Below are 21,792 nucleotides of genomic sequence, written 5' to 3' on the forward strand. Positions count from 1 at the left end.
GAAGCCGCTCCCCTCGTGGAGCCGAGGAGTCACACGACGATGGGGGTTGCTCATGCGCATACTCGTGACCGGTGGGGCGGGGTTCATCGGATCCACCCTCGTTGACCGGCTGCTGGCCGACGGGCACGAGGTCGCGGTGGTGGACGACCTGTCCGGTGGTGACCGCGGCAACCTGGTCCGCGCCGCGGAGAGTCCCCTGTTCGCCCTGCACGTGATGGACGTCCGGGACCCGGCCCTGATCGGCCTGGCGGCCGAGTGGAGACCCGAGGTCATCTGCCACCTCGCCGCGCAGATCAGCGTGCGCAAGAGCGTGGCCGACCCGGTGCACGACGCCAGGCTCAACGTCGAGGGCACCGTGTCGGCCCTGACGGCCGCCCACCACGGGGGCACCCGCAAGGTCGTCTTCGCCTCCTCGGTCGCGGTCTACGGCAGGCCGGAGGTCATCCCGGTCTCCGGCGGCGCGGCGACCGACCCGCGCTCTCCGTACGCGGCCTCCAAGCTCAGCGCGGAGACCTACCTGGCCACGTTCAAGGCGCTCCACGGCATCGACTACACCACGCTGGTGCTCGCCAACGTGTACGGCCCGCGCCAGTCGCCGGACGGCGAGGCGGGGGTGGTCGCCATCTTCACGGACGCGTTGCTCAACGGCACCCCCACGGTGGTGTACGGCGACGGCACCCAGACTCGCGACTACATCTTCGTCGACGACGTGGTCGACGGCTTCGCCCGCGCCTGTGGTGCCAAGGGCGGCGGTGGCCGTTTCAACCTGGGCACCGGAGTCGAGACCACCGACCGGAGGCTGCACTCGCTGGTCGCCGCGGCGGCGGGGGCCGCCGACGAGCCGGGTGCGGCCCCGGCACGCCTGGGAGACCTCCCGGCCATGGCCGTCGATCCGGCCGACGCCTTCGACGAGCTCGGCTGGCGCCCCCAGACGGACCTGGCCACGGGCCTGAAGGCCACGGTCGACTGGGCGAGGGCCAGGATCACGAGCCTGTGATCCCGCAAAGCACCCTCACCTCGTGAGACCGCACCGCAGACCGGGACAGCGCCCAGGGGAGTCCCTCAAGAATTTTCCCGATGGACTCCCCGTGAGGCCGCGCCGGGGACTGGACCGAGGAGAGGAAGGTCGCGAGGAACGAGCGGCCTGCCTCGACGAGGGAAGGAGCTGGACAAGAGCGGCCTCACCGCGACGCGTTAGCGTCGCCGTAGGCAGGCCCGAACCGCGACGCGTCAGCGTCGCCAACAGCACGTGATTGACTGATTACGCTTTGCTTGCGATTGGTCGTCTCGCCCTCCTGATCTGGCTCGCTTCTGTAGCCTGAGTGCGAAATCGACGTGGAGGCAGCGCATGTTGAAGGAAACGGTCGGCCCGGCCCATCCCGGGATCTCCTGGACCTGAACGCGCGCCCTTCGGAGCCCTAGGGTGGCCGCTTTGCGTGGACTGCCGTGGTTTGCCAAGGTCTATCTGATCCTTGTCATCGGAGCCGCCTTCGTGCTGCTCGGATACAGCATGGCGGCGGACGCTCGTCTGGGTCGGCTCGACTGGTCCAACCTCATGGTGCTTGCCCTGCTGTTCCTGGTGTGCGAATCGGTGCCCACCCTGCTGCACGTCAGGCAGGCGGCGGTGTCGGTCAGCTTCTCCGCCGTGCTCGCCGCGGTGGTGCTGCTCGGCCCCGAGGGGGCGGCGCTGGTCGGCATGACCGCCATGTTCAGCGTGCGGCCCGGCCTGCCGCTGGTGAAGCGGTTGTTCAACAGCGCCCAGTTCGCCATCTGCGGCTACGTCGCGGGCCGGGTCTACGTGGCGCTCGGTGGCAGGGCCGAGGTACCCACCATCGCCGGATTCGACGAGATCATCGTGCCGTTCGCGGGCGCGGCGGCCGTCTTCGTGCCCCTCAACTTCGTCCTGATCGCGTTCGTGCTGGCGTTCACGGGCCAGGCTCACCAGGTGCCGCTGCGTGGCGTGGCCCAGTTCATGGTCTCCTACTTCGGTTACGCCACTTTCGGCCTGCTGATCGCGGGGTTGTGGGCCACGGTCAACTCGATCTCCGCGGTGCTCGTGCTGCTCCCGCTCTTCGTGGCCCGCTGGGCCTTCGGCCAGTACCTCGCGCAGCAGCGCTCCTACGACGCCACGATCGCCGCGCTCTGCCAGGCGGTGGAGACCAAGGACTACTACACACGCGGCCACTGCACCCGAGTCTCCCTGGCCGCGGGAATGATCGCCGAGGAGATCGGCATGAGGTCCGAGCGGTTGCGCGCGATCCGCTACGCCGGGATGCTCCACGACGTGGGCAAGCTGGGCGTGCCGACCAAGGTGCTGCAGAAGGACGGCCCGCTCAGCGAGGAGGAGTTCGCGGCCATCCAGCTCCATCCGATGCGCGGGCTGGAGATCGTGCGCGGCATCGACTTCCTGGACGAGGCGTTCGCCGGGATCATGCATCATCACGAGCGGCAGGACGGCAAGGGCTACCCGATGGGGCTGGCGGGGGACGAGATCCCGGAGTTCGCCAGGATCATCGCGGTGGCCGACGCCTTCGACTCGATGACCTCGGACCGTTCCTACCGCAACGCCCGCTCGCGTGAGGTGGCCATGACCGAGCTGCGCAAGAACGCCGGCACCCAGTTCGACCCGGTGATGGTCGTGGCGTTCATCAAGGCGGTCGACCGTGACGGCTGGGAGCCGCCGCGCACCGTCGGCACGCCCCCGGCGGACGCGGCGGAGACCACCACGAAGGATCACGACGACCCGACCATGCCCATTCAGGTGGTGTCCGAGCGATGAACGGCTCCGGCGCCAACCGGGCTTTCCAGGCGCTCGACTCGGGTCAGCTGCTGCTGATCTGCGCGGCGGGCCTGCTGGCGGTGGCCGGGGTGGCCCACACGGCCGCGACAGGGCTGCTCGATCCCCAGATCGCCGTCGCCTTCGGCGCGTTGATCGCGGTGGGGGAGCTGGCCAGGCTGACCATGCCCGGCAACAGGGAGGTGGCACCGATCGGCGCGGCGGCCGCGCTCGGTTACACGCTCCTGCTGGACATGGGCGGTGTTCCCACCCGGCACTCGGCGCTCCAGGTCGTCGCGGTGCTCTCGGTCGGCATGGTCGCCGGGGCGCTTCCGCACCTCGCGGTGGGCCGTCCACCCCGTCTGGACGCGATGGCGCGCAGGCTGCTCACCGGCGCCCTGCTCGCGCTGGCCTACCGGCCGCTGGCAGGCCCGCTGTTCGACCTGGCCAGAGGCGATGAGAGCGGCTGGTGGCCCGCGCTCGGAGTGATGGCACTGTTCATCCTGCTCATGGTGGTGGCGGACGTGTTGCTGGCCGCCGCGCTCCGGGCCGAGCAGGTGCGTGCCGCCTTCAGGGTGGCCGTTCACGACGAGCTGTGGATGGCGGCGCCGCTGGGGGTCGCCGTCGCGGCCTCGGGCATCCTGCTCGCGCTCGCCTCGCACAGCATGGACATGGCCGCGCTGCTGGTCTTCGCGGCGCCGTTGCTGGTCACCCAGGTCGCCTTCCGCAAGTACGCCGGGATCAGGGCCACCTATCTGCAGACCGTACGAGCGTTGTCGCGGGTCACCGAGGTCGGCGGCTATGTCGAGCCGGGGCACTCCCGCCGGGTGAGCCGCCTGGCGGTGGCGGTCGGGCGAGAGCTTGGCACGGCGGAGCCCGAGCTGCTGGAACTCGAATACGCCGCGCTCATGCACGACATCGGTCAGCTGTCGTTGCGCGACCCGATTCCCGGCGGTGCCACGGTCCTCACCGACCCCGAGCAGGCGCGGCGCATCGCCGAGTTGGGCGCGGAGGTGATCAAGCAGACCGGGGTGCTGGACCGGGTGGCCGAGATCGTCCGTCGTCAGTGTGACACCTGCGCCGAGACGCCGCCCATGGCCAGCCGCATCATCAAGGCGGCCAACGCCTACGACGATCTCGTGGGTGGTTCCAGTGACCGCGATCGGGCAGGCGCCGCACTGGAGCGCCTCCGTCTCGGCGCGGGCAAGGAGTACGATCCGACGGTCGTCGAGGCGATGGCCAAAGTGATCGACAGGCTGGCCCCGATCCATCGGCTCTAAGCCTCCCCGCGGCTGAACGCCGGCTGCGGCTCTGCCTGGAGTTGCTGTAACGGCCTGGAGTCCGTCGACGGAAAGTACGACACAGGACTGGTGTCTCGGATGCGAGCGTGATCAGCTCTGTCTGGCAAAGTTGAAGAACGTTGAACGATGGGAGTTTCCGGTGGCTGAGATCCGCGCTGAGATGGTGGCGAACGTCTGGAAGGTCCTGGTGGCCGAGGGGGACACCGTCGAGGACGGCGACACCCTGCTCATTCTTGAGTCGATGAAGATGGAGATCCCGGTCCTCACCGAGGACGACGGTGTGATCGCCAAGTTGCAGGTCGCCGAGGGCGACGTCATCCAGGAGGGCGACCTGATCGCCGTTATCGAGTAGTTCCGCCCTCGTCCCCGGGAGCGAGGCGCGCGAGGAAGCGTTCGCGGTCGACGACGACGCGCTCGATGGTTCCGCTCGCGACGACGGCCCTCCGATCGCGGGCGGTGAAGCCGAAGACCAGGCGGCGGCCGTCGACCTCGGTGAGTTCGACGACGACCTCGATGTGCGTGCCGACCGGGCTGGCCGCCAGGTGCTCCAGAGAGACCCGAGTGCCGACGGAGGTCTGGCCGGGGGCCAGAGCCCCCGCGACCGCCTGGAGGGTCGCCTGTTCCGCGAGAGCCAGTACGCGGGGGGTGGCCAGCACGGGGACGTCCCCGCTGCCGACCTTCGCCGCGGTGTCCTCTCTCTCCACCATGGTGAGAAGCCGTGCCTGCAGACCGGGAGCGAGTGCCATGCGCGCCAGCATAGGCTCTGGTCCCGTGACCCCGTACTGCGACCACTGCGGCCGCCCGGAGGGCGAGGCCGACCACGCCGGGTGCCGGGCCGCGCGCGTGATGGAGCCGCCCCGTTACTGTGCCCGCTGCCGCCGCCGGATGGTGGTGCAGGTGACCCCCGGCGGCTGGTCCGCGCGCTGCGCCGAGCACGGTGTGACAAGCGGCTGACGGTGAGCGGCATGCGACCGGCTTTTCCACCCGAATGTGGTTCGGTGAAGTAGATGGCTTTCGCCCCGGTTTACGCCTTATCTTCGTAGACCTGTAGGGTTTTACGGACTTTGCTGATGTGCTGTGGGTTGCCAGTGCGGTACCCGAGTCGACTGTTTCGGGTATGACGCCCGAGTTGCCCCGGGCGCAAGGGTCTGCAAGGTGTACAAGTACGCCCAAAAGTGCCGGGGTTTGTGCGATGCTACGGCACGCGTCTTGTTTGCGAGCCCTACGGCATGCAGGGTTTCGTTACAGCGCCGTGACGGTGCCGCGATGCGAATCCGCTTTGTTGGAGAGCCCTGGCGTAGGAGTGGAGAGGGTTACGGGGGAGTAATGGTGGCCCAAGGCACGACGCTGGCGGGGCGGTATCGCCTGAACACCCGCATCGGCGCCGGTGGTATGGGCGAGGTGTGGAAGGGCGAGGACATGGTCCTGGCCCGCACCGTCGCCGTCAAGGTGCTGCTTCCGGGCCGTACCGATGATCCGGGCTTCCTGGTTCGCTTCCAGGGCGAGGCCAGGGCGATGGCGACGATCAACCACCCCGGGGTCGTCGACGTGTACGACTACGGGGTTCACGAGGTGCCCGGCGCGGGGGCTACGGCGTACCTGGTGATGAAGTTCGTCGACGGCGAGCCGCTCGACCGCCTGCTCGGGCGGCTGCGACGCATCGCCCCCGGCGCCGCGATGGACCTCATCGCCCAGGCGGCCTCGGCGCTGCAGGCGGTCCATGACCAGGGCATCGTTCACCGGGACATCAAGCCGGGCAACCTGCTGGTGCGCTCGGACGGCACCCTGGTGCTCACCGACTTCGGCATCGCCAGGTCCGACACCGCCAGCCGGCTCACCGACGCGGGCATGGTGCTCGGCACCGCCGCCTACTGTGCGCCGGAGCAGGCGGAGGGCGCACCCGTCACCCCCGCGGTGGACATCTACGCGCTGGGCGTGGTGGCGTACGAGTGCCTGGCCGGGCAGCGCCCGTTCGACGGTGACACGCCGGTCACCATCGCGCTCAAGCACATCCGCGAGACGCCGCCGCCGCTGCCGCCAGACGTCCCGCCCGCGATCCGGGCACTTGTGGAGCGCTCCCTCGCCAAGGATCCGGCCCGGCGCTTCCCAAGCGCCATGGCCATGAGCGCCGCCGCGAGGCAGTCGATCCTCCCGCGGGACGCCGAGGCGGGTCCGCAGCAGTCACCGGTCGAGACCGGCTGGCAGGAGCAGGCGTTCGCCGGGCCTCAGACGGGCTGGCAGGGCTCCGCTGCACCTCAGCCAGGACATGGGCCGGCGGGTGGCCGGCAGGGGACCGAGCCACCCGAGGTGCCGGGGTCGGCGCAGGCCACCGAGGCCATTCCCGGCGGGCGCGGCTCCCGCGCGATGAAGAAGCCACGGCGTAAGGGCGGGCTGGTGGCCGTGTCCGCCACGGCGGGCGTGATATGCGTTGGTCTTGTCGCGGTGGCGATCAACGGGCTGGCGGCCTCCACGGTGCCGAAAGACAACATGAACACCCAGTCGACGCCCAGCGTGAGCGAACCGCAGACGCTCACCGCGAAGCCGGTGCAGAAGCGGCGGGTGCCCAACGTGACGGGCCTGACACCGGAGGCGGCCAGAGCGTACCTGAAGAAGGCGGGTCTGAAGGCAACGGTTTTCGGAAACGCCGACACGGGCGGCTCGGAGTGCGCGAAGGTCGTTCAGCAGGATCCCGTCGCCCGGGTCATGTGGGATCCGAGAAAGCCGGTGGAGATCGTGGTGACCGACGATGGCTGTCCGCCATCGACGGAGCCCGCCGCCCCGACCCCGACCTCCACGCCAACGCCGACTCCGACTCCCACGCCGACCCCCACCCCGACGCCAACGCCGACCGCGACGCCGGCGCAGAAGAGGAAGGTGCCGAACGTCGTGGGTCTGACTCCGACGGCGGCCGTGGCACAGCTCAAGGCGGCGGGTCTGAAGGCGAAGGTCAGTGAGAGCGCCGACATCGACCACTCACAGTGCTTGAAAGTGGTTCAGCAGGACCCCGCGCCGAATGCCATGTGGGACTCCAGCAAGCCGGTGGAGATCGTGGTGATCAGTGAGAAGTGCCCACCGACCCCCACACCGACCGCCACACCCACGACCTAGCCGGATGTCCCCCTCCAGGTAGCGAAAGGTCCGGTCAATGCGGTGGCGGATCTCGTCGGCGACAGGCCGACGAGATCGACGCCCGTCGAGCAGAGCCTAGACGCCCGTGGTCTGGCGAGGATAGGCCACCGAGGGGTCGGTGGCGATGTTGACCATGTAGGGCACGCCGGAGTCGAACGCGCGGCGCAGGGCCGGGCCGATCTGTGCGGGGTCGGTGACGAGCTCGCCGCCACCGCCGAGGGCGGTCACCACCTGGTCGTAGCGGCACTGCGGCTGGAGATCCGCGGCCACGTCGTAGCCGTAGAGCATCTGCATGGGATGCTTCTCCAGACCCCACATGCCGTTGTTGCCGCAGATCATCACGACCGGCAGCCGGTGGCGCACCAGAGTGTCGACGTCCATCAGCGAGAAACCGGCCGCACCGTCGCCGAGCAACAGCACCACCTGTGAGGAGGGGCGGGCCAACCTGGCGGCGATGGCGTAACCCAGGCCCGTGCCCAGGCAGCCGTACGGACCCGGATCGAGCCAGTTGCCCGGCTGCTTCGGCTCGACGTACTTGCCCGCGTACGAGACGAAGTCACCGCCGTCACCGATCACCACGGCGTCGTCGGCGAGGAGCTTGCCCAGCTCGCCGTAGATCCGCATCGGGTGGATCGGGTCGGCCGCGGACTCAAGCAGGGCGGCGTCGGCGGCGATGGCGGCCGAGGCCGCCTCGGAGAGCCGGGTCACCCAGGGGGCGTGGTTCTTGGGGGACACGCCCGCTTCGGCGCAGGCCGTGCCGAGCCCCCAGAAGAGCAGCGAGAGGTCGCCGGCGGCGGTGCCGACCGGGTCCATGTGCGTGGTCAGCTGTGACGGCGCGTCGGCCAGGTGCACGACCTTGGCGAGCGGAGCGCCGTCCTTGCCGCCGAACCAGCCGTAGCCGAGGCGGAAGTCGATCGGGGTGCCCGCCACGATCACCAGGTCCGCCTGGGAGAACGCCATTCCTCTGGCCCGGGTGACCAGCAGTTCGTGGCCGGCGGGCAGGATGCCGCGGCCCTGGCCGTTGGGGATGACCGGCAACCGGTATTCCTCGGCGAAGCCCCTGGCGACCTCCTCGGCGCGGTCCATCCACACATCGGAACCGAGCACCAGCACCGGGCGCTGGGCCTCGGCGATCAGGCGGGCGATCGCGGCCAGCGCATCGGGGTCGGGCTCCAGCGGCGACGGGGTCAGCGTCTCGGGGGCCTCCTCGAGCGGAGGCGCGGCCGAGAAGAGGTGGTCCATGTGGAAGTCGAGGAAGACGGGGCCGCGGTGCGGAGCGAGGGCGGTGCGGAAGGCCATCTCCACGTCCTGAGCGATGGAGTCGGCGCCCGATCCGGTGAAGGCCAGCTTGGTGATCGGTGCGAACAGCGGCGGGTGGTCGATCTCCTGCAGCGCGCCCGAACCCCACCGGGACTGGGGGGCACGGCCTCCCATGACCACGACGGGCGAGCCGTTGAAGTGCGCGGTGGCCACTCCGCTGACGCCGTTGGTGATGCCGGGCCCCGCGGTGAGCACGGCCAGCCCGGGTTTACGGGTGAGCCGCGCGGTCGCCTCGGCGGCGAAGACCGCGCTCTGCTCGTGGCGAACGTCCAGGATGGGCATCCCCTCGTGGACCGCGCCGTCGTAGAGCGGGAAGACATGTCCACCGGACAGGGTGAACATGGTCTCGATGCCGTATGCCTTGGAGATGGCGACCGCGATGTCACCTGCGTGCTTCGGAGACTCCATATCGCGCAACCTACCAGTCAGTCACTTAGCCGAACAGGGATTGTTCTCCCTGCCCAGATCCCCTCGCCTAATGCGGGCGGCACATATGGCATCCGGCCGGAGATAAGGGGCCGTCATGCGTCGGAGGGAGGCTCAGAGAGTGTCGGAGAGCGCCTTGATGGGCATCTTCAGGTCCGCCAGCAGGCCGAGGTCGGCCTCGGCCCTGCGACCCAGGGTGGTCAGGTAGTTCCCCACGATGATCGCGTTGATGCCGCCGAGCATGCCGTCGCGGGTGCCCAGGTCGCCCAGGGTCAGCTCGCGACCGCCCGCGTAGCGCAGGATCGTGCGGGGCAGCGCGAGCCTGAAGGTGGCGATCGTCCGGAGCGCCTCGGACCCCTCCAGCAGCGGGAAGGACTCGAAGGGCGTGCCGGGGCGCGGGTTGAGGAAGTTCAGCGGGACCTCGTCGGGCGCCAGCTCGCCCAGCTGCCCGGCGAATTCGGCCCGCTGCTCCCGCGTCTCGCCCATGCCCACGATGCCGCCGCAGCACAGTTCCATGCCGGCCTCGCGCACCATCAGGCAGGTGTCCCAGCGCTCCTGCCAGGTGTGGGTGGTGACGACCTTCCCGAAGTGGGACCTCGCGGTCTCCAGGTTGTGGTTGTAGCGGTGCACGCCCATCTGGGCCAGCTCGTCGACCTGAGCCTGGGTGAGCATGCCCAGCGAGCACGCGACGTTGATGTCCACCGCCTCGCGGATCGCCTTCACGCCCTGGCGGACCTGGTCCATCAGGCGCTGGTCGGGTCCCCGTACGGCGGCCACGATGCAGAACTCGGTGGCCCCGGTCGCGGCGGTCTCCCTGGCGGCCTCGACCAGTGAGGGGATGTCCAGCCAGACGGCGCGGACCGGGGAGGAGAACTGCCCCGACTGCGAGCAGAAGTGGCAGTCCTCGGGGCAGCCGCCGGTCTTGAGGGAGACGATCCCCTCGACCTCCACCTCGGGACCGCACCATTTCATCCGCACCTCGTGGGCCAGGGCCAGCAGCTCGGCCAGGCGGTCGTCCGGCAGTTCCAGGCAGCGCAGGGCCTGTGCGGCGTCGAGACCGCGGCCTTCCTCCAGCACCTGCGTCCTGGCGATCTCGAGGATGTCGCTCATGAATACCTCCAGCGTGGAGATCCCGGGTGCCGGCCCCGGGAAAGGGGGACTCCCGGCTTCCACCGGGGAGGACGTCGAGTGGTTCGGATCCGCGGCCGTGGCTACGGGGAAAGCCTAAGGGTGGTGCGGAAGGCAGCGGGGTCGAAGCCACCGCCCAGCGCCGGCCCCAGCCCGGAGCGGGCGGCGCGGGCGAAGGCGTCGCGCCCCAGCAGCCCGGCACCCTCGGGGAGGGCGCCCGCCAGCGGCCGGGCGGCCAGCATCTCCAGATCCGCGACGTTGCTCCGCTCGGCAACGCCGGGCTCGGCCGGCCAGGAGCCGATCACCACCCCGGCCGGCTCCAGCCCCCGGTGGGCCATCGCCTCCAGCGTCAGCGCGGTGTGGTTGAGCGTGCCCAGCCCGGCCCTGGTCACCAGGAGCACCGGCGCCGAGAGCGCCCTGGCCAGGTCGGCCAGGGTCGCGCCCTCCTCGTCGAAACGGACGAGGAGCCCGCCCGCCCCCTCGACGATCACCAGCCGGTGTGAGTCGGCCAGCTCGCCGACCCGGTCCGCCACCCGGGCGAGGGAGACCGGCGGCAGACCGGCCAGGCGCGCCGCCGCCGCGGGGGACAGCGCGGCAGGGTACCTGGCCGACTCGAAGGTCGTCCGTACCCCGGACAGCCGGATGATGTCGTCCACGTCGCCGGGTTCGGTGTCCGACACCCCGGTCTGCGCGGGTTTCAGCACGGCCACGGAGGAGCCCCGCTCCCTGGCGAGCGAGGCCACCGCCGCGGTGACGACTGTCTTTCCCACCCCGGTGTCGGTCCCGGTGACCACGAGAATGCTCATCCGTCCCAGCTTAGGTGGGTCAGGGACGGCGCAGCCGGGTGACGAACTTGTAGCGGTCGCCCCGGTACAGGGACTGCGCCCACTCGACCGGGTTGCCGTCCGCGTCGAAGGCGTGCCTGGTGAGCAGGAGCAGCGGCAGGCCCGCGTCGACGCCGAGCACCTGCGCGTCGTACGGGGTGGCCAGCACGGTCTCGATGATCTCCTCGGCGTCGGTCAGCCGCACGTTGTACGCGTTGTACAGCGTCTCGTACAGCGAGGAGTGCATCTCCAGCTCCCGCCGCAGGCGGGGGAAGCGCCGGGCCGACAGGTGGGTGGTGTCGATCGACATCGGCTCGCCGCTGGCCAGGCGTAACCGGTGAATACGCAGCACGCGGCCGCCGGCGTTGATGGCCAGGCGGCGGGCCAGCTGCTCGTCGGCGGTGACGTAGCTGATGTCAAGGATCTTGGTGTCGGGTTCGAGGCCGACGGTCCGCAGATCCCCGGTGTAGGAGGTCAGCTGGAGGACCTGGGCGACCTTGGGCTGTGCGACGAACGTCCCCTTGCCCTGGATGCGCACCAGGCGGCCCTCGACCACGAGCTCGGACAGGGCCTGGCGCACCGTGGTGCGCGACGTCTCGAAGCGGACCGCGAGGGCTCGCTCGGGGGGCAGGGCGCTGCCCGCGGGCAGGCTCTTGGTGAGGGTGAGCAGGCTGCGCTTGACGTCGTAGTATTTCGGGATTCTCGGGGAGTCGTCGCTCACATGGTCACCTTCATCTCGGCCACGGCGGTGAGTGCACCCCTGATCACCGCTAGATCGTCGGAACTCAGATTGGCCCGTGCCGTCAAGCGCAGGCAAGAGCGGCCGACCGGCACCGAGGGCGGCCGGAAGCATCCGGCGCGCACCCCGTGTTCCGCACAGATGAGGGCGGCCCGAAGTGCGATCTCGGGTGGGCCGAGCACGACGGGGACGACCGCACCCGCTGGATCGCCGCTCTCCAGGCCGAGATCGCGGGCCATAGCGGCCAGCTCCCTCGCCATGGTTCGCACGCGTCCGGGCAGTTCGGGCTGATGGTGAAGGATATCGACAGCGGCGAGTGCCGCGGCCACGCTGCCGGGTGCCAGCCCGGTGTCGAAGATGAACGGCCGGCCCGTGTCCACAAGGGTTTGGATCACCTCGGGCGTGCCCAGTACGGCTCCGCCCTGGGAGCCCAGGGACTTGGACAGTGTGATCGTTCTCACAATGCCCGGCTCGGCCGCCAGCCCCGCGGCGTGCACGGCGCCCTGTCCGCGCGGCCCGACGACCCCGATCGCGTGGGCCTCGTCGACGACCAGCAGCGCACCCTGCCGCACCGTCGCCGCGTACAGCTCCGCGAGTGGGGCCAGATCGCCGTCCACGGAGAAGACCGCGTCCGTGACCACGATCGCGTGTTCCTCCTCCCGGCAGGCCAGCGCCCTCTCCACGGCGGCGACGTCCCGGTGCGGGGTGACCACGACCCGCGAGCGCGACAGCCGGCAGGCGTCCACTATCGACGCGTGGTTGCCCGCCTCGGAGACCACCAGGGCGCCCCTGCCCAGAGCCGCGACGGCGGCCAGGTTGGCCAGGTAGCCGGAGGAGAACACCAGGGCGCCCTCCGCGCCGGTGAAGGCGCACAGCCGGGCCTCCAGGCGCGCGTGCAGGGTCGTGGAGCCGGTGACCAGGCGGGAACCCGTGGAGCCGGTACCCCAGGTGCGTGTCGCCGCCACGGCCGCCTCGGCCAGTCGCTCGTCCCTGGCCAGGCCGAGGTAGTCGTTGGAGGCCAGATCGACGAGGCCGTCGTCGTCCGGTGTACGGGCGCGCAGGGTCCGCCGCAGCCCCGCGGCCTCCCTCGTGGTCGCCGCCGCGCGGAACCGGACCAGCGGATCAGGGATCTGCTCCATAAGCGGCATCTTTTCAGCAGGACTCACCCGATTCGCGTTCGGGCCTGGAAAGAACGCATGATGCACGGGTGCCGACTCTAAGCGACCTGGCGGTTCGTCACACCGCGCTCGACGATGCGGACCTTGAGTGGATGCACTCGCTGGTCTCCGACTGGCAGCTCCTCGCGGACCTGTCCTTTGCCGACCTGATCCTGTGGATCCCGCTGAAGGACGGCTCCGGCTGGGTCGCGATCGCGCAGATGCGGCCCACCACCGGGCCGACCGTCTATCACGACGACATCGTTGGCATGATCGCCGCGAAGGGCGAACGGCCGCTGCTGGAGACGGCCTGGAACGAGCGGCGTATCTGCCGTGAGGGTGATCCGGACTGGTCGAGCGGGGTGCCGGTGCGCGAGGAGACCATTCCCGTGCGGCGGGCCGACCACTTCCTGGGCGTCATCCAGCGCTCGACGAACCTGTCCTCCGCGCGAACCCCCTCCAGGCTGGAGCTGACGTACCTGCAGAGCGCCTCCGACCTGGCCCAGATGGTGGCCGAGGGCCGCTTCCCGTTCTCCGGCGCGGAGCCGATCCTGGTCCGCTCACCGCGCGTGGGCGACGGGCTGCTCCGGCTCGATCGGGCGGGCCGGGTCACGTACGCCTCGCCGAACGCGCTGTCGGCCTACCGGAGGCTGGGCCTCACCGCCGACCTGGTCGGTGCGGAGCTGGGCCGTACGACCGCCACGCTCTGTTACTCCGACGAGCCCATCAACGAGAACCTGATGATCGTCGCGAGTGGGCGAGAGCCCAGGGAGACGGAGGTGGAGTCGGGTGGCACCGTCGTGCAGCTGCGGGCGATCCCGCTGATCGTCGGTGGCGGGAGGATCGGCGCCCTGGTGCTCATCAGGGATGTGACCGAGCTGCGCCGCCGCGAGCGAGAGCTGATGACCAAGGACGCCACCATCAGGGAGATCCACCACCGGGTGAAGAACAACCTGCAGACGGTGGCCGCGCTGCTGCGGCTCCAGGCCAGGCGGCTGCAGCTGCCGGAGGGCAGGGAGGCGCTGGAGGAGGCGGTACGCAGGGTCGGGTCGATCGCGATCGTGCACGAGACGCTCTCCCACACGCCCGAGGAGCAGGTGGACTTCGACGACATCGCCGACAGGGTGATCGCGATGACGGGAGAGGTCGCGGCCCCGGAGACGCAGGTCGTGCCGCGCCGGGTCGGGAGCTTCGGGGTGCTGCGCTCGGAGATCGCGACGCCGCTGGCGATGGTCCTCACGGAGCTGCTGCAGAACGCGGTCCAGCACGGGCTGGCGCAGCGTCAGGGTAAGCTTCAGGTGATCGTGTCACGCGGGGGCGAGCGGTTGGACGTGATCGTGTCCGACAACGGCAGCGGGCTGCCGGAGGACTTCGACCTGGACCAGACCACCAGTCTGGGTTTGCAGATCGTACGGACCCTGGTGGTGGGAGAGCTGTCCGGGCGGCTGGCCATCGAACCGCGACAGGGCGGCGGCACCGAGGTGAGCCTGAGCATCCCCCTCCCCGCTGCCTAGGCGGCAGGACAGGGGAATAGCATCAGTTCAAGACCTCACAGCGAGGCCGTATCGCCGGCCGGAGCAGGGATCGGAGTGTCCTATCCGCAACGCGCGGCGTCGCCGTTGACGCAACGCGAAACGGAACAAGCGAAGAGATAGGCAACCAGATCAGCGCGCTTCACCACAACGCCAAGCCGGTGACCGATCAGATGCCACCTTGGGACGTGCCCATGCCCTGGCCCGAGGGGACTACCGTGAGGCCGCGCCGGGGACTGGACTGAGGAGAGCGGGGTCGTGAGGAACGAACGACCCCGCTCGACGAGGGAAGGAGCCGGGTCCCAGCGGTCGAACCGCGACGCGTCAGCGTCGCCGGACACTCGTGAGGCCGCGCCGGGGACTGGACTGAGGAGTGAAGGAGCGAAGCGGATGAACGACGAGGGAAGGAGCCGGGTAAGAGCGGCCGAACCGCGACGCGTCAGCGTCGCAGTTGAACACTGTTAAACACCACTGCGGGCGCGGGCCCGGGCCGTACGGCGCTTGAAGGCGCGTCGCTCGTCCTCGCTCAGGCCGCCCCAGACGCCGGCGTCCTGCCCGGATTCCAGTGCCCACTTCAGGCATGCTTCACTGATGGTGCAAGTACGGCAGACCTGCTTCGCTTCTTCGATCTGCATCAGGGCGGGGCCGGTGTTGCCGATCGGGAAGAACAGCTCGGGGTCCACGTCACGGCAGGCAGCTCGGTGGCGCCAGTCCATGCGTCCACTCCTTAGTAAAGAGGAGCTCTTACGCGCTCCAACGGCTCACTTTGTGAAGAGTTTCACTAACCAGCGCGAACAACTCCCCGATCCGTGGTTCGGCTCGGGGCACGTCCGCTTGATCGCCGATGGCCTGGGAGCGGGGTGCCGCTCAAAGGTCCTACGTTCCGACGTCAATCTCGAGATTGTCAGCCACGCTCAGTACACGCAAGAGGTTTGGGAGAAGGTTTTGCCTGAAATGGATGTCGGATGCGTCACACAATGACACGACGTAACGGGTTAGACCAAGACTCGTAACGCGTTAGGGATAGAACGGAACGTTATTCGCTCAACTTCCCCCAGGTAGTCCCCGTCCAGCTGAAACGCCACGGGCCGCTCGGCACTCAGCGTGAACTCTCCCTCGTCGTGGAGCTGTACCAGGTGACGGCCGGTGGGCAGAGTGTCGCGGGCACCGATGATCTGAGGTATCAGCTGGAGCATGCTCGGCAGGCCCAGGCGCTGCAGTCCCAGCAGGTCAAGGCCGGTCTCGAAGCTCGCCCACGGGGTCGGTGAGACCGGCCGCGGGCCGATGTACGTCCAGGGTGAGGTGTTGGAGACGACGGCCATGTAGATGCCGCCGGTCGGCGGCACCTCCGGCCCCTCGACGGTCATCGAAGGATGGCGCTTGTCCGTCGACAGGTAGTGGTGTAGTGCGGTGTTCACGTAGCGCGCGGGCGTGGCCTTGCGGCCGGTGCCCCTCATCCCCTCGACCGCCCTGACCACCTCGGCGTCGTACCCCAGGCCACTACAGAACGTGAAATATCTAGTCTGGCCATCCCAGATCGCCTGACCGAGGCCGACGATCCGCTGCCGGCCGTCCCGGATCGCCTCCAGGATCGCCCCCACCGCCTCGACCGGGCTGTTCGGCAGGCCGAGGGCCCGGACGAACACGTTGGCGCTGCCGCCGGGGATGGCCAGCAGTGCCGGCCGGTCGGCCGAGCTGCCCTCGTCGCCTCCCTTTCCGTCCACCGGGTCGAGCAGGCCGTTCACTGCCTCGTTGATGGTGCCGTCACCGCCCAGGACGGCCAGCACGTCGTAACCGGAGGCGTGGGCCTTGCGGGAGAGCTGTGTCGCGTGTCCCCGGTAGCCGGTCTCCTCGACGGTCAGGTTCATCGTCGCGCTCAACGCCCTGATGAGCACATCCCTGGTCCGCTGGTTGGTCGTCGTCGCCTTCGGGTTCACCAGGAGCATCGCGCGCATAATCTCAGCGTATCCGCCGAGCCCCGAACTTCCGTCGAAACCCGACCTTCCGTCAAGGTCCAAGCCAAGACGGCAAAGAACGGTGCGGCACCCTCCGGCGATAGGGTTGACACCGTGTCGAACCGTCCGATGACCCTCACCGTCGCCGCCGCCGTCATGGCGGTGGAAGGCGCCACCGCTCTGCTCCTCGGCGGCTACGTCGGAGTGGAGACCGTGATCGGCCAGCCGTCCGACCTGACGACCTCGATCGCCGTCGCGGTGTCCGGGATCATCATCGGCGCGGCTCTGCTCTGGGTCGGATGGGGCATGATCCTCACCGAGCGGTGGGCCAGGAGTCCGGGCGTGCTGACCCAGATCTTCGCCACCCCGATCTCGATCACGCTGATCCAGTCCGACCAACTGGTGATCGGCATCTCGCTGATCACCCTGGCGGTGATCGGACTGGTCACGCTACTGTCTCCGCCGACGACGCACGCCCTCTACGGGGACCAGGAGTAGGCACTCGCGGGACTGGTCAGGCGGGGCCTCGTCGCGCCACCGGTCACCGCGGTTCCCCCGCTGCCCTGTAAGGCACCGCCTGACCGACCCTCGTCGCGGCAGGACCTGCCAGGCAGGCCTTAGTCGTCCACGGTCAGGCCCTCGCGGAGCTGCGCGAGTGTCCTGGCGAGCAACCGGGACACGTGCATCTGCGAGATGCCGAGCTCGGTGGCGATCTGGGACTGTGTCATGTTGCCGAAGAAACGCAGCAGCAGGATTCGCTTCTCGCGCGGAGGCAGCCGCTCCAGCAGGGGCTTGAGCGACTCACGGTACTCGACGCCCTCCAGGGAGTCGTCCACGATGCCCAGGGAGTCGGCCACCGCCGGTGCGTCGTCGTCGCCGGAGTCGGGCGCGTCGAGGGAGACCGTGGAATAGGCGTTGGCCGACTCCAGCCCTTCGAGCACCTCCTCCTCGCTCATCTTCAGGAACGTGGCCAGCTCGGCCACGGTCGGCGCGCGCCCCTCCCGCTGGGAGAGCTCGCTGATCGCCTTGGTGAGCGAGAGCTTCAGCTCCTGAAGCCGGCGCGGTACGCGGACCGCCCAGCCCTTGTCACGGAAGTGACGTTTGATCTCGCCGACGATCGTCGGGGTGGCGTAGGTGGAGAACTCCACGCCGCGGCCGAGATCGAAGCGGTCGATCGACTTGATCAGGCCGATGGTCGCGACCTGTGTGAGGTCATCCAGCCACTCGCCCCGGTTGCGGAACCGGCGGGCGAGATATTCGACGAGGGGCAGGTGGAGCTCGACGAGCTCGTCACGGATGCGCTGGCGCCGGGGGTCGTCGGAGGTCAACTCCACCAGCTCCGCGAAGAGCAGGCGCGCACGCACCCGGTCGGGCACCGCGTGGTCGCTGGCGGCCATGGCACGAGTCCTTTCCGTCACGCCGGCCTCGCCGCGCCTCGGCGCTTGCGGAGGACGATCGCCATACGGTCGGGGGAGTCGGTTACGGCATCCACATCATCAGCCAGGGCGGTGAGCACCATCCACGCGAAATCGTCGCGCTTCGGGGGGGTGCTTCCCACCGTGCTGACCTCGACCCGCACCTTCATCAACTGCCCGGTGAGTTCGAACTCGGCGGTCAGATCGGTGCCGGGGACGGCCTGGGTCAGCAGCATCGCACACGCCTCGTCGACCGCGATCCGTAGATCCTCGATCTCGTCCAGCGTGAAGTCCAGCCGTACGGCAAGTGCGGCTGTCGCCGTACGCAGCACGGACAGATAAGCACTCGTCGCCGGCAGCCGGACGCTCACCACGTCACGGATCCCGCCCATGCCGACTGCGGGCGCCTCGGTGTGTTCGGTCACGTTCCTCCTCGCAGAGTCGCTGACTGCAACCTACAGCCCTGAGACGGTGGTTGGCCCATTTGGACTCGCGATCGGGGCGATTTGACTGTATTGATTACGAATCTATGGCGACGCTAACGCGTCGCGGTGAGGCCGCTCTTACCCGGCTCCTTCCCTCGTCGAGGGAGGCCGCTCGTTCCTCGCGACCTCCCTCTCCTCAGTCCAGTCGCCAGCGCGGCCTCACGGGTAGTCCCTCAAGGCAGAACGCGGACACGTCCCCGGGTGTTGCGTGGGGCAGGTCCCCGGCGCGGCCTCACGGGTCGGGCGTGAGGGTTTTAGGCGGCCTTGGTCTCCCAGAAGATCTTGGAGATCTCGTCGATCTTGCCCAGCAACTCGTCGGCCTTGGCGACGTCGACGGTGCCCTTGCCGCCGGCCGCGCCCGCGAGCTTGGTGGCCTCCCAGAACAGCTGGTGCAGCTGCGGGTAGGTCTCCAGGTGCGGAGGCTTGAAGTAGTCGGTCCACAGCACCCACAGGTGGTGCTTGACCAGCTCGGCCCGCTCCTCCTTGATGGTGAGCGCACGGGAGCGGAACACCGGGTCCTCGTTTCCGGCGTACTTCTCCATGATGGCCTTGACGGACTCGGCCTCGATGCGGGCCTGAGCCGGGTCGTACACGCCGCAGGGCAGGTCGCAGTGCGCCGACGCGATGTTCCTGGGGCGCAGAAGTCGTGCGAGCATCGGAAATCCTTCCTTGATGCCATGTTCAGAATGGTCCGGTTAACGACCTTACTCGTCTCTGAATGCCCGTGTGGGAGGGGGTTACGCTCGATGAGAGTACGTGTCGCGGGGGACTCGATGCTGCCCGCGCTGCGGTCCGGCGACTGGCTCTGGGTACGGCGCGGAGCGGCGGTGAGGCCCGGCGACCTGGTAGTCGCCCGGCTGCCGTCCGACCCCGCCGTGCTCATCGTCAAACGCGCGGTCTGGGAGGCGGACGGCGGCTGGTGGCTGGAGAGCGACAACCAGCGTGCTCCCGGCAGGCGTGACAGCTGGGACTTCGGCGCGCTGCCTCCGTCGTCGATCGTCGGCCGGGTGGTGCTGCGCTACTGGCCGACCTTCTGGCGGGCCCGGTAGGCGGCGACGTTGGCACGGCTGGCGCACCGCTCCGAGCAGTACCGGCGCGACCGGTTGGAGGAGGTGTCGAGGTAGGCCCTGCGGCAGGGCGGCGCCTGGCAGAGGCCGAGCCGGTCGACGCCGAGATCGGTGATCATGGTGGCGAGCCCCATCACCGCTCCCACGGCGTACTGGTCGGCCATCCGGCCGCCCTCGGTGAGGTGCAGATGCCAGCGCTCGCCGTCGTGCCCGGAGATCTGCGGCTGGACCGGGTGGTGGATCAGCAGCGAGTTGAGCCGGTCGACCACCGCCTCCTCGTCGCCCGCCTCGGCGGTCTCGAACACGATCATCAGTTCTTCGCGCAGGTCACGCAGGGCCTCCAGGTCGCTTCTGGTGATGCGGCAGCCGGGCCGGTAGCGACCGCCCTCTTCCAGGAGCGCGCGCAGCCCTTCGAGACCGGTCAGCCGGTCGGGGCTGTTGATCAGTAGTACGGCCAGCTCCGCGTAGGAGGTCAGGTCCATCTGAGGATCCGTCAATGTAAGAGGTGGCATGGACTTCGAGTATTACACGGTGTGGTGAGGTTAACACCGGGACGACGAAAGTATGGGGTACCCGCCCGTGGTGACAGTCTCAACATGTGGCACAATCGAGCGACGGGTGACCCCCGGACCCTCCAGGCGACCGTGCTCAGTGAAGTAGGCCCCGAGCGGCTACAGAAGCCGGGGACAGGCTTTCCACGGCCGCCTCAGAAGGAACTATCCGTCTGCCTGACTGAACTACAGGGGTCGCTGTGGCCACCATGCCATCTTCCATCTCTCTCGAAGCCCTCGAAGCCCTCGATCTGGATCCGGCCTTCGCCCTGCACCGCGGGGGCAAGCTGGAGGTCCGTTCCACGGTCCCGGTCCGCAACGCCGACGACCTGGCACTCGCCTACACACCTGGCGTGGCCAGGGTCTGCAGCGCGATCGCCGAGAAGCCCGAACTCGCCAAGGACTACACCTGGATCTCCAACGTGGTCGCCGTCGTCTCCGACGGCACCGCGGTGCTCGGTCTCGGAGACATCGGGCCTGCCGCCGCCATGCCGGTCATGGAGGGCAAGGCCCTGCTGTTCAAGCAGTTCGCAGGCGTCGACGCGGTGCCCATCTGCCTGGACTGCACCGACGTGGACGAACTGGTCGAGACGGTCGTCCGGCTCGCCCCCTCCTTCGGGGGGATCAACCTCGAGGACATCAGTGCTCCTCGCTGTTTCGAGGTCGAGGCGCGTCTCCGCGAGATCCTCGACATTCCCGTCTTCCATGACGACCAGCACGGCACCGCGATCGTCGCGCTGGCCGCGCTGAAGAACGCGGCGCGGCTGACCGGTCGTTCGCTGGGCGATCTGCGGGCCGTGGTCGCCGGTGCCGGCGCCTCCGGGATCGCGGTCAGCCGGATCCTGCTCAACGCGGGCATCGGTGACATCGCGGTGGCCGACTCCAAGGGGATCATCCACCAGGGCCGCGACGGTCTCAACCCGGTGAAGGAGGCCCTGGCCCGCGACAGCAACAGGGCCGGCCTGCATGGTTCCACCGAGCAGGCGCTGGCCGGGGCCGACGTGTTCATCGGGCTGTCGGGCTCGACGGTCTCGGAGGAGGCCATCGCGTCGATGGCCTCCGGTTCGATCGTCTTCGCGCTGTCCAACCCGACGCCTGAGGTGCGGCCGGAGATCGCGCGCAAGTACGCGCAGGTGGTCGCGACCGGCCGTTCCGACTTCCCCAACCAGATCAACAACGTGCTGGCCTTCCCCGGCGTCTTCCGCGGGGCGCTCGACGTCCGTGCCACCACGATCACCGAGAACATGAAGGTCGCCGCCGCCGAGGCGCTGGCCGGGGTGGTCGGGGACGACGATCTGTCGGCCGACTACGTGATCCCCAGCCCGTTCGACGAGCGCGTCGCCCCGGCGGTCATCGCCGCCGTCTCCGAGCAGGCCCGTGCCGACGGGGTCGCCCGTCTCTAGGGCTCTCACCTGCCACAATCACCCAGGTGCGGTGGCAGGCGAACTCCGCCACCCGGCACCTGAGCACGATCACGCCCATCAGGCACCCAACCGTGAACGCCCCTCGCCCGACCGGCGGGGGGCGTTCACGGTTTCCTGGAACCCTGATATCCGTCGCGCGTCACGTCGTGGAAGAAGCCCGCTGGTAACCGCGCTCACCAGGTACGCGTTGAGCGGCCGGTACATGTGTGCGAACGGGTCACGCACGCTGCCGGTCGTTCGCCTTGAAGGAACCAGGGGAGGCAGGTTCGGTCGGCCAGGACCTGCTCCCGGGCCGCGGTTCTGCGGCGGAGGCCGCGGTTGGGGGCCAGGGCGGCGTTGGGCGAGCGGGGTAGGAGCCCTCCTGCCCGCGGCGCGGAAAGCCTTCACCGGCGGGATTTCGGTGGGGATGGCCGAAGGGGCCCGGCTGATGCCGGGCCCCTTCGGGTGAAGCTGGTGGATCAGGTGAGTCTGAGGTTTGGACGCTCAGGCTCGGGTGATCGTCAGGGAGCTACTACTTCTTGACGATCGAGCCGGACCACACGTTCGCGGCCTTGGTGTAGATG

22 protein-coding genes are annotated in these 21,792 nt (G+C 69.2%); 10 read left to right on the top strand and 12 right to left on the bottom strand.

The window, feature by feature from the left end; translation table 11 throughout:
* Window positions 1–52: 52 nt before the first annotated feature.
* From AB0K21_RS42735 to AB0K21_RS42750, 4 genes are all read left to right on the top strand, one after another.
* Entirely contained in the window at window positions 53–997 is a 945-nt protein-coding gene (locus AB0K21_RS42735) for an NAD-dependent epimerase/dehydratase family protein (RefSeq protein ID WP_343969290.1), read from the top strand.
* Between the two features lie 426 nt (window positions 998–1,423).
* The gene (locus tag AB0K21_RS42740; RefSeq protein WP_364158602.1) at window positions 1,424–2,779 is read left to right on the top strand and encodes an HD-GYP domain-containing protein; all 1,356 of its coding nucleotides are present in this window, start codon (window positions 1,424–1,426) and stop codon (window positions 2,777–2,779) included.
* Window positions 2,776–4,056 (top strand): HD domain-containing phosphohydrolase, encoded by a 1,281-nt coding sequence (locus AB0K21_RS42745; RefSeq protein WP_343969284.1) that lies wholly within the window; start codon window positions 2,776–2,778, stop codon window positions 4,054–4,056. The genes AB0K21_RS42740 and AB0K21_RS42745 overlap by 4 nt, the downstream gene beginning before the upstream one ends.
* 160 nt (window positions 4,057–4,216) lie before the next feature.
* Complete coding sequence (locus AB0K21_RS42750) at window positions 4,217–4,429, top strand: biotin/lipoyl-binding carrier protein (protein ID WP_157594786.1); 213 nt, start codon at window positions 4,217–4,219, stop codon at window positions 4,427–4,429.
* On the opposite strand, the gene AB0K21_RS42755 is transcribed toward AB0K21_RS42750, so the two are convergent.
* Window positions 4,419–4,823 carry a hotdog domain-containing protein gene (locus AB0K21_RS42755; RefSeq protein ID WP_364158606.1) on the bottom strand — a complete coding sequence of 135 codons (405 nt, stop codon included), beginning with the start codon at window positions 4,821–4,823 and terminating at the stop codon, window positions 4,419–4,421. The genes AB0K21_RS42750 and AB0K21_RS42755 overlap by 11 nt on opposite strands.
* On the opposite strand from AB0K21_RS42755, the gene AB0K21_RS42760 reads away from it, so the two are divergent.
* Window positions 4,822–5,031 carry a hypothetical protein gene (locus tag AB0K21_RS42760; protein WP_343969275.1) on the top strand — a complete coding sequence of 70 codons (210 nt, stop codon included), beginning with the start codon at window positions 4,822–4,824 and terminating at the stop codon, window positions 5,029–5,031. The genes AB0K21_RS42755 and AB0K21_RS42760 overlap by 2 nt on opposite strands.
* Window positions 5,032–5,406: 375 nt before the next feature.
* On the top strand, window positions 5,407–7,185 hold the full coding sequence (locus tag AB0K21_RS42765; RefSeq protein WP_343969272.1) for a protein kinase: 1,779 nt from the start codon (window positions 5,407–5,409) through the stop codon (window positions 7,183–7,185).
* 96 nt (window positions 7,186–7,281) lie between these two features.
* On the opposite strand, the gene AB0K21_RS42770 is transcribed toward AB0K21_RS42765, so the two are convergent.
* The 5 genes from AB0K21_RS42770 to AB0K21_RS42790 all read right to left on the bottom strand — a co-directional run bounded on the left by AB0K21_RS42770 (window position 7,282) and on the right by AB0K21_RS42790 (window position 12,782).
* Window positions 7,282–8,934: an acetolactate synthase gene (locus AB0K21_RS42770; protein ID WP_343969267.1), complete on the bottom strand. Its 1,653-nt coding sequence runs from the start codon at window positions 8,932–8,934 to the stop codon at window positions 7,282–7,284.
* Between the two features lie 132 nt (window positions 8,935–9,066).
* Complete coding sequence (gene bioB / locus AB0K21_RS42775; RefSeq protein ID WP_343969264.1) at window positions 9,067–10,062, bottom strand: biotin synthase BioB; 996 nt, start codon at window positions 10,060–10,062, stop codon at window positions 9,067–9,069.
* A gap of 101 nt (window positions 10,063–10,163) precedes the next feature.
* Window positions 10,164–10,886, bottom strand: coding sequence for a dethiobiotin synthase (gene bioD / locus AB0K21_RS42780; RefSeq protein WP_343969261.1), 723 nt, complete (start codon window positions 10,884–10,886; stop codon window positions 10,164–10,166).
* Window positions 10,887–10,905: 19 nt separating this feature from the next.
* Window positions 10,906–11,625: a GntR family transcriptional regulator gene (locus AB0K21_RS42785; RefSeq protein ID WP_030924850.1), complete on the bottom strand. Its 720-nt coding sequence runs from the start codon at window positions 11,623–11,625 to the stop codon at window positions 10,906–10,908.
* Window positions 11,622–12,782 (bottom strand): 8-amino-7-oxononanoate synthase, encoded by a 1,161-nt coding sequence (locus AB0K21_RS42790; RefSeq protein WP_343969255.1) that lies wholly within the window; start codon window positions 12,780–12,782, stop codon window positions 11,622–11,624. The genes AB0K21_RS42785 and AB0K21_RS42790 overlap by 4 nt, the downstream gene beginning before the upstream one ends.
* A gap of 68 nt (window positions 12,783–12,850) precedes the next feature.
* Here AB0K21_RS42790 and AB0K21_RS42795 point away from each other — a divergent pair, with 68 nt between their 5' ends.
* Window positions 12,851–14,314 (top strand): PAS domain-containing sensor histidine kinase, encoded by a 1,464-nt coding sequence (locus AB0K21_RS42795; protein ID WP_343969252.1) that lies wholly within the window; start codon window positions 12,851–12,853, stop codon window positions 14,312–14,314.
* A 479-nt stretch (window positions 14,315–14,793) separates the two neighbouring features.
* On the opposite strand, the gene AB0K21_RS42800 is transcribed toward AB0K21_RS42795, so the two are convergent.
* Together AB0K21_RS42800 and AB0K21_RS42805 are read right to left on the bottom strand one after the other, a co-directional pair.
* Window positions 14,794–15,048, bottom strand: a complete 255-nt coding sequence (locus AB0K21_RS42800) for a WhiB family transcriptional regulator (protein ID WP_343969249.1) — start codon at window positions 15,046–15,048, stop codon at window positions 14,794–14,796.
* 279 nt (window positions 15,049–15,327) lie between these two features.
* The gene (locus tag AB0K21_RS42805) at window positions 15,328–16,287 is read right to left on the bottom strand and encodes a diacylglycerol kinase family protein (RefSeq protein WP_364158615.1); all 960 of its coding nucleotides are present in this window, start codon (window positions 16,285–16,287) and stop codon (window positions 15,328–15,330) included.
* 114 nt (window positions 16,288–16,401) lie between these two features.
* Between AB0K21_RS42805 and AB0K21_RS42810 the strand changes: the two genes are divergently transcribed.
* A complete protein-coding gene (locus AB0K21_RS42810) occupies window positions 16,402–16,785 on the top strand; it encodes a hypothetical protein (protein WP_364158618.1) in 384 nt (127 codons plus the stop codon).
* Between the two features lie 119 nt (window positions 16,786–16,904).
* Here AB0K21_RS42810 and AB0K21_RS42815 read toward each other — a convergent pair whose 3' ends face one another.
* The 3 genes from AB0K21_RS42815 to sodN form a co-directional block, all read right to left on the bottom strand.
* Window positions 16,905–17,705 carry an RNA polymerase sigma factor SigF gene (locus tag AB0K21_RS42815; protein WP_030924834.1) on the bottom strand — a complete coding sequence of 267 codons (801 nt, stop codon included), beginning with the start codon at window positions 17,703–17,705 and terminating at the stop codon, window positions 16,905–16,907.
* Window positions 17,702–18,094, bottom strand: coding sequence for an anti-sigma factor (locus AB0K21_RS42820; RefSeq protein ID WP_037972535.1), 393 nt, complete (start codon window positions 18,092–18,094; stop codon window positions 17,702–17,704). Before AB0K21_RS42820 ends, AB0K21_RS42815 begins: the two co-directional genes overlap by 4 nt.
* A 347-nt stretch (window positions 18,095–18,441) precedes the next feature.
* Entirely contained in the window at window positions 18,442–18,843 is a 402-nt protein-coding gene (sodN, locus tag AB0K21_RS42825; RefSeq protein ID WP_030924829.1) for a superoxide dismutase, Ni, read from the bottom strand.
* Between the two features lie 90 nt (window positions 18,844–18,933).
* Between sodN and AB0K21_RS42830 the strand changes: the two genes are divergently transcribed.
* Complete coding sequence (locus AB0K21_RS42830; protein ID WP_343969236.1) at window positions 18,934–19,236, top strand: S24 family peptidase; 303 nt, start codon at window positions 18,934–18,936, stop codon at window positions 19,234–19,236.
* On the opposite strand, the gene AB0K21_RS42835 is transcribed toward AB0K21_RS42830, so the two are convergent.
* On the bottom strand, window positions 19,206–19,736 hold the full coding sequence (locus tag AB0K21_RS42835; protein WP_343969233.1) for a CGNR zinc finger domain-containing protein: 531 nt from the start codon (window positions 19,734–19,736) through the stop codon (window positions 19,206–19,208). The genes AB0K21_RS42830 and AB0K21_RS42835 overlap by 31 nt on opposite strands.
* A 278-nt stretch (window positions 19,737–20,014) precedes the next feature.
* On the opposite strand from AB0K21_RS42835, the gene AB0K21_RS42840 reads away from it, so the two are divergent.
* Window positions 20,015–21,208 (top strand): NADP-dependent malic enzyme, encoded by a 1,194-nt coding sequence (locus AB0K21_RS42840; RefSeq protein WP_343969230.1) that lies wholly within the window; start codon window positions 20,015–20,017, stop codon window positions 21,206–21,208.
* Window positions 21,209–21,792: the final 584 nt, after the last annotated feature.

Source organism: Streptosporangium sp. NPDC049248 (assembly GCF_040678965.1).
GTDB classification, from domain to species: Bacteria; Actinomycetota; Actinomycetes; order Streptosporangiales; family Streptosporangiaceae; genus Streptosporangium; species Streptosporangium fukuiense.

Bases quoted from the DNA above. Each gene is read 5' to 3' on its own strand.
- AB0K21_RS42830 (WP_343969236.1), top strand. From the start codon at position 18,934: ATGAGAGTACGTGTCGCGGGGGACTCGATGCTGCCCGCGCTGCGGTCC.
- AB0K21_RS42770 (WP_343969267.1), bottom strand. From the start codon at position 8,934: ATGGAGTCTCCGAAGCACGCAGGTGACATCGCGGTCGCCATCTCCAAG.
- AB0K21_RS42840 (WP_343969230.1), top strand. From the start codon at position 20,015: ATGCCATCTTCCATCTCTCTCGAAGCCCTCGAAGCCCTCGATCTGGAT.
- bioB (WP_343969264.1), bottom strand. From the start codon at position 10,062: ATGAGCGACATCCTCGAGATCGCCAGGACGCAGGTGCTGGAGGAAGGC.
- sodN (WP_030924829.1), bottom strand. From the start codon at position 18,843: ATGCTCGCACGACTTCTGCGCCCCAGGAACATCGCGTCGGCGCACTGC.
- AB0K21_RS42735 (WP_343969290.1), top strand. From the start codon at position 53: ATGCGCATACTCGTGACCGGTGGGGCGGGGTTCATCGGATCCACCCTC.
- AB0K21_RS42745 (WP_343969284.1), top strand. From the start codon at position 2,776: ATGAACGGCTCCGGCGCCAACCGGGCTTTCCAGGCGCTCGACTCGGGT.
- AB0K21_RS42755 (WP_364158606.1), bottom strand. From the start codon at position 4,823: ATGGCACTCGCTCCCGGTCTGCAGGCACGGCTTCTCACCATGGTGGAG.
- AB0K21_RS42760 (WP_343969275.1), top strand. From the start codon at position 4,822: ATGCGCGCCAGCATAGGCTCTGGTCCCGTGACCCCGTACTGCGACCAC.
- AB0K21_RS42805 (WP_364158615.1), bottom strand. From the start codon at position 16,287: ATGCGCGCGATGCTCCTGGTGAACCCGAAGGCGACGACGACCAACCAG.
- AB0K21_RS42790 (WP_343969255.1), bottom strand. From the start codon at position 12,782: ATGGAGCAGATCCCTGATCCGCTGGTCCGGTTCCGCGCGGCGGCGACC.
- AB0K21_RS42820 (WP_037972535.1), bottom strand. From the start codon at position 18,094: ATGGGCGGGATCCGTGACGTGGTGAGCGTCCGGCTGCCGGCGACGAGT.
- bioD (WP_343969261.1), bottom strand. From the start codon at position 10,886: ATGAGCATTCTCGTGGTCACCGGGACCGACACCGGGGTGGGAAAGACA.
- AB0K21_RS42800 (WP_343969249.1), bottom strand. From the start codon at position 15,048: ATGGACTGGCGCCACCGAGCTGCCTGCCGTGACGTGGACCCCGAGCTG.
- AB0K21_RS42835 (WP_343969233.1), bottom strand. From the start codon at position 19,736: ATGGACCTGACCTCCTACGCGGAGCTGGCCGTACTACTGATCAACAGC.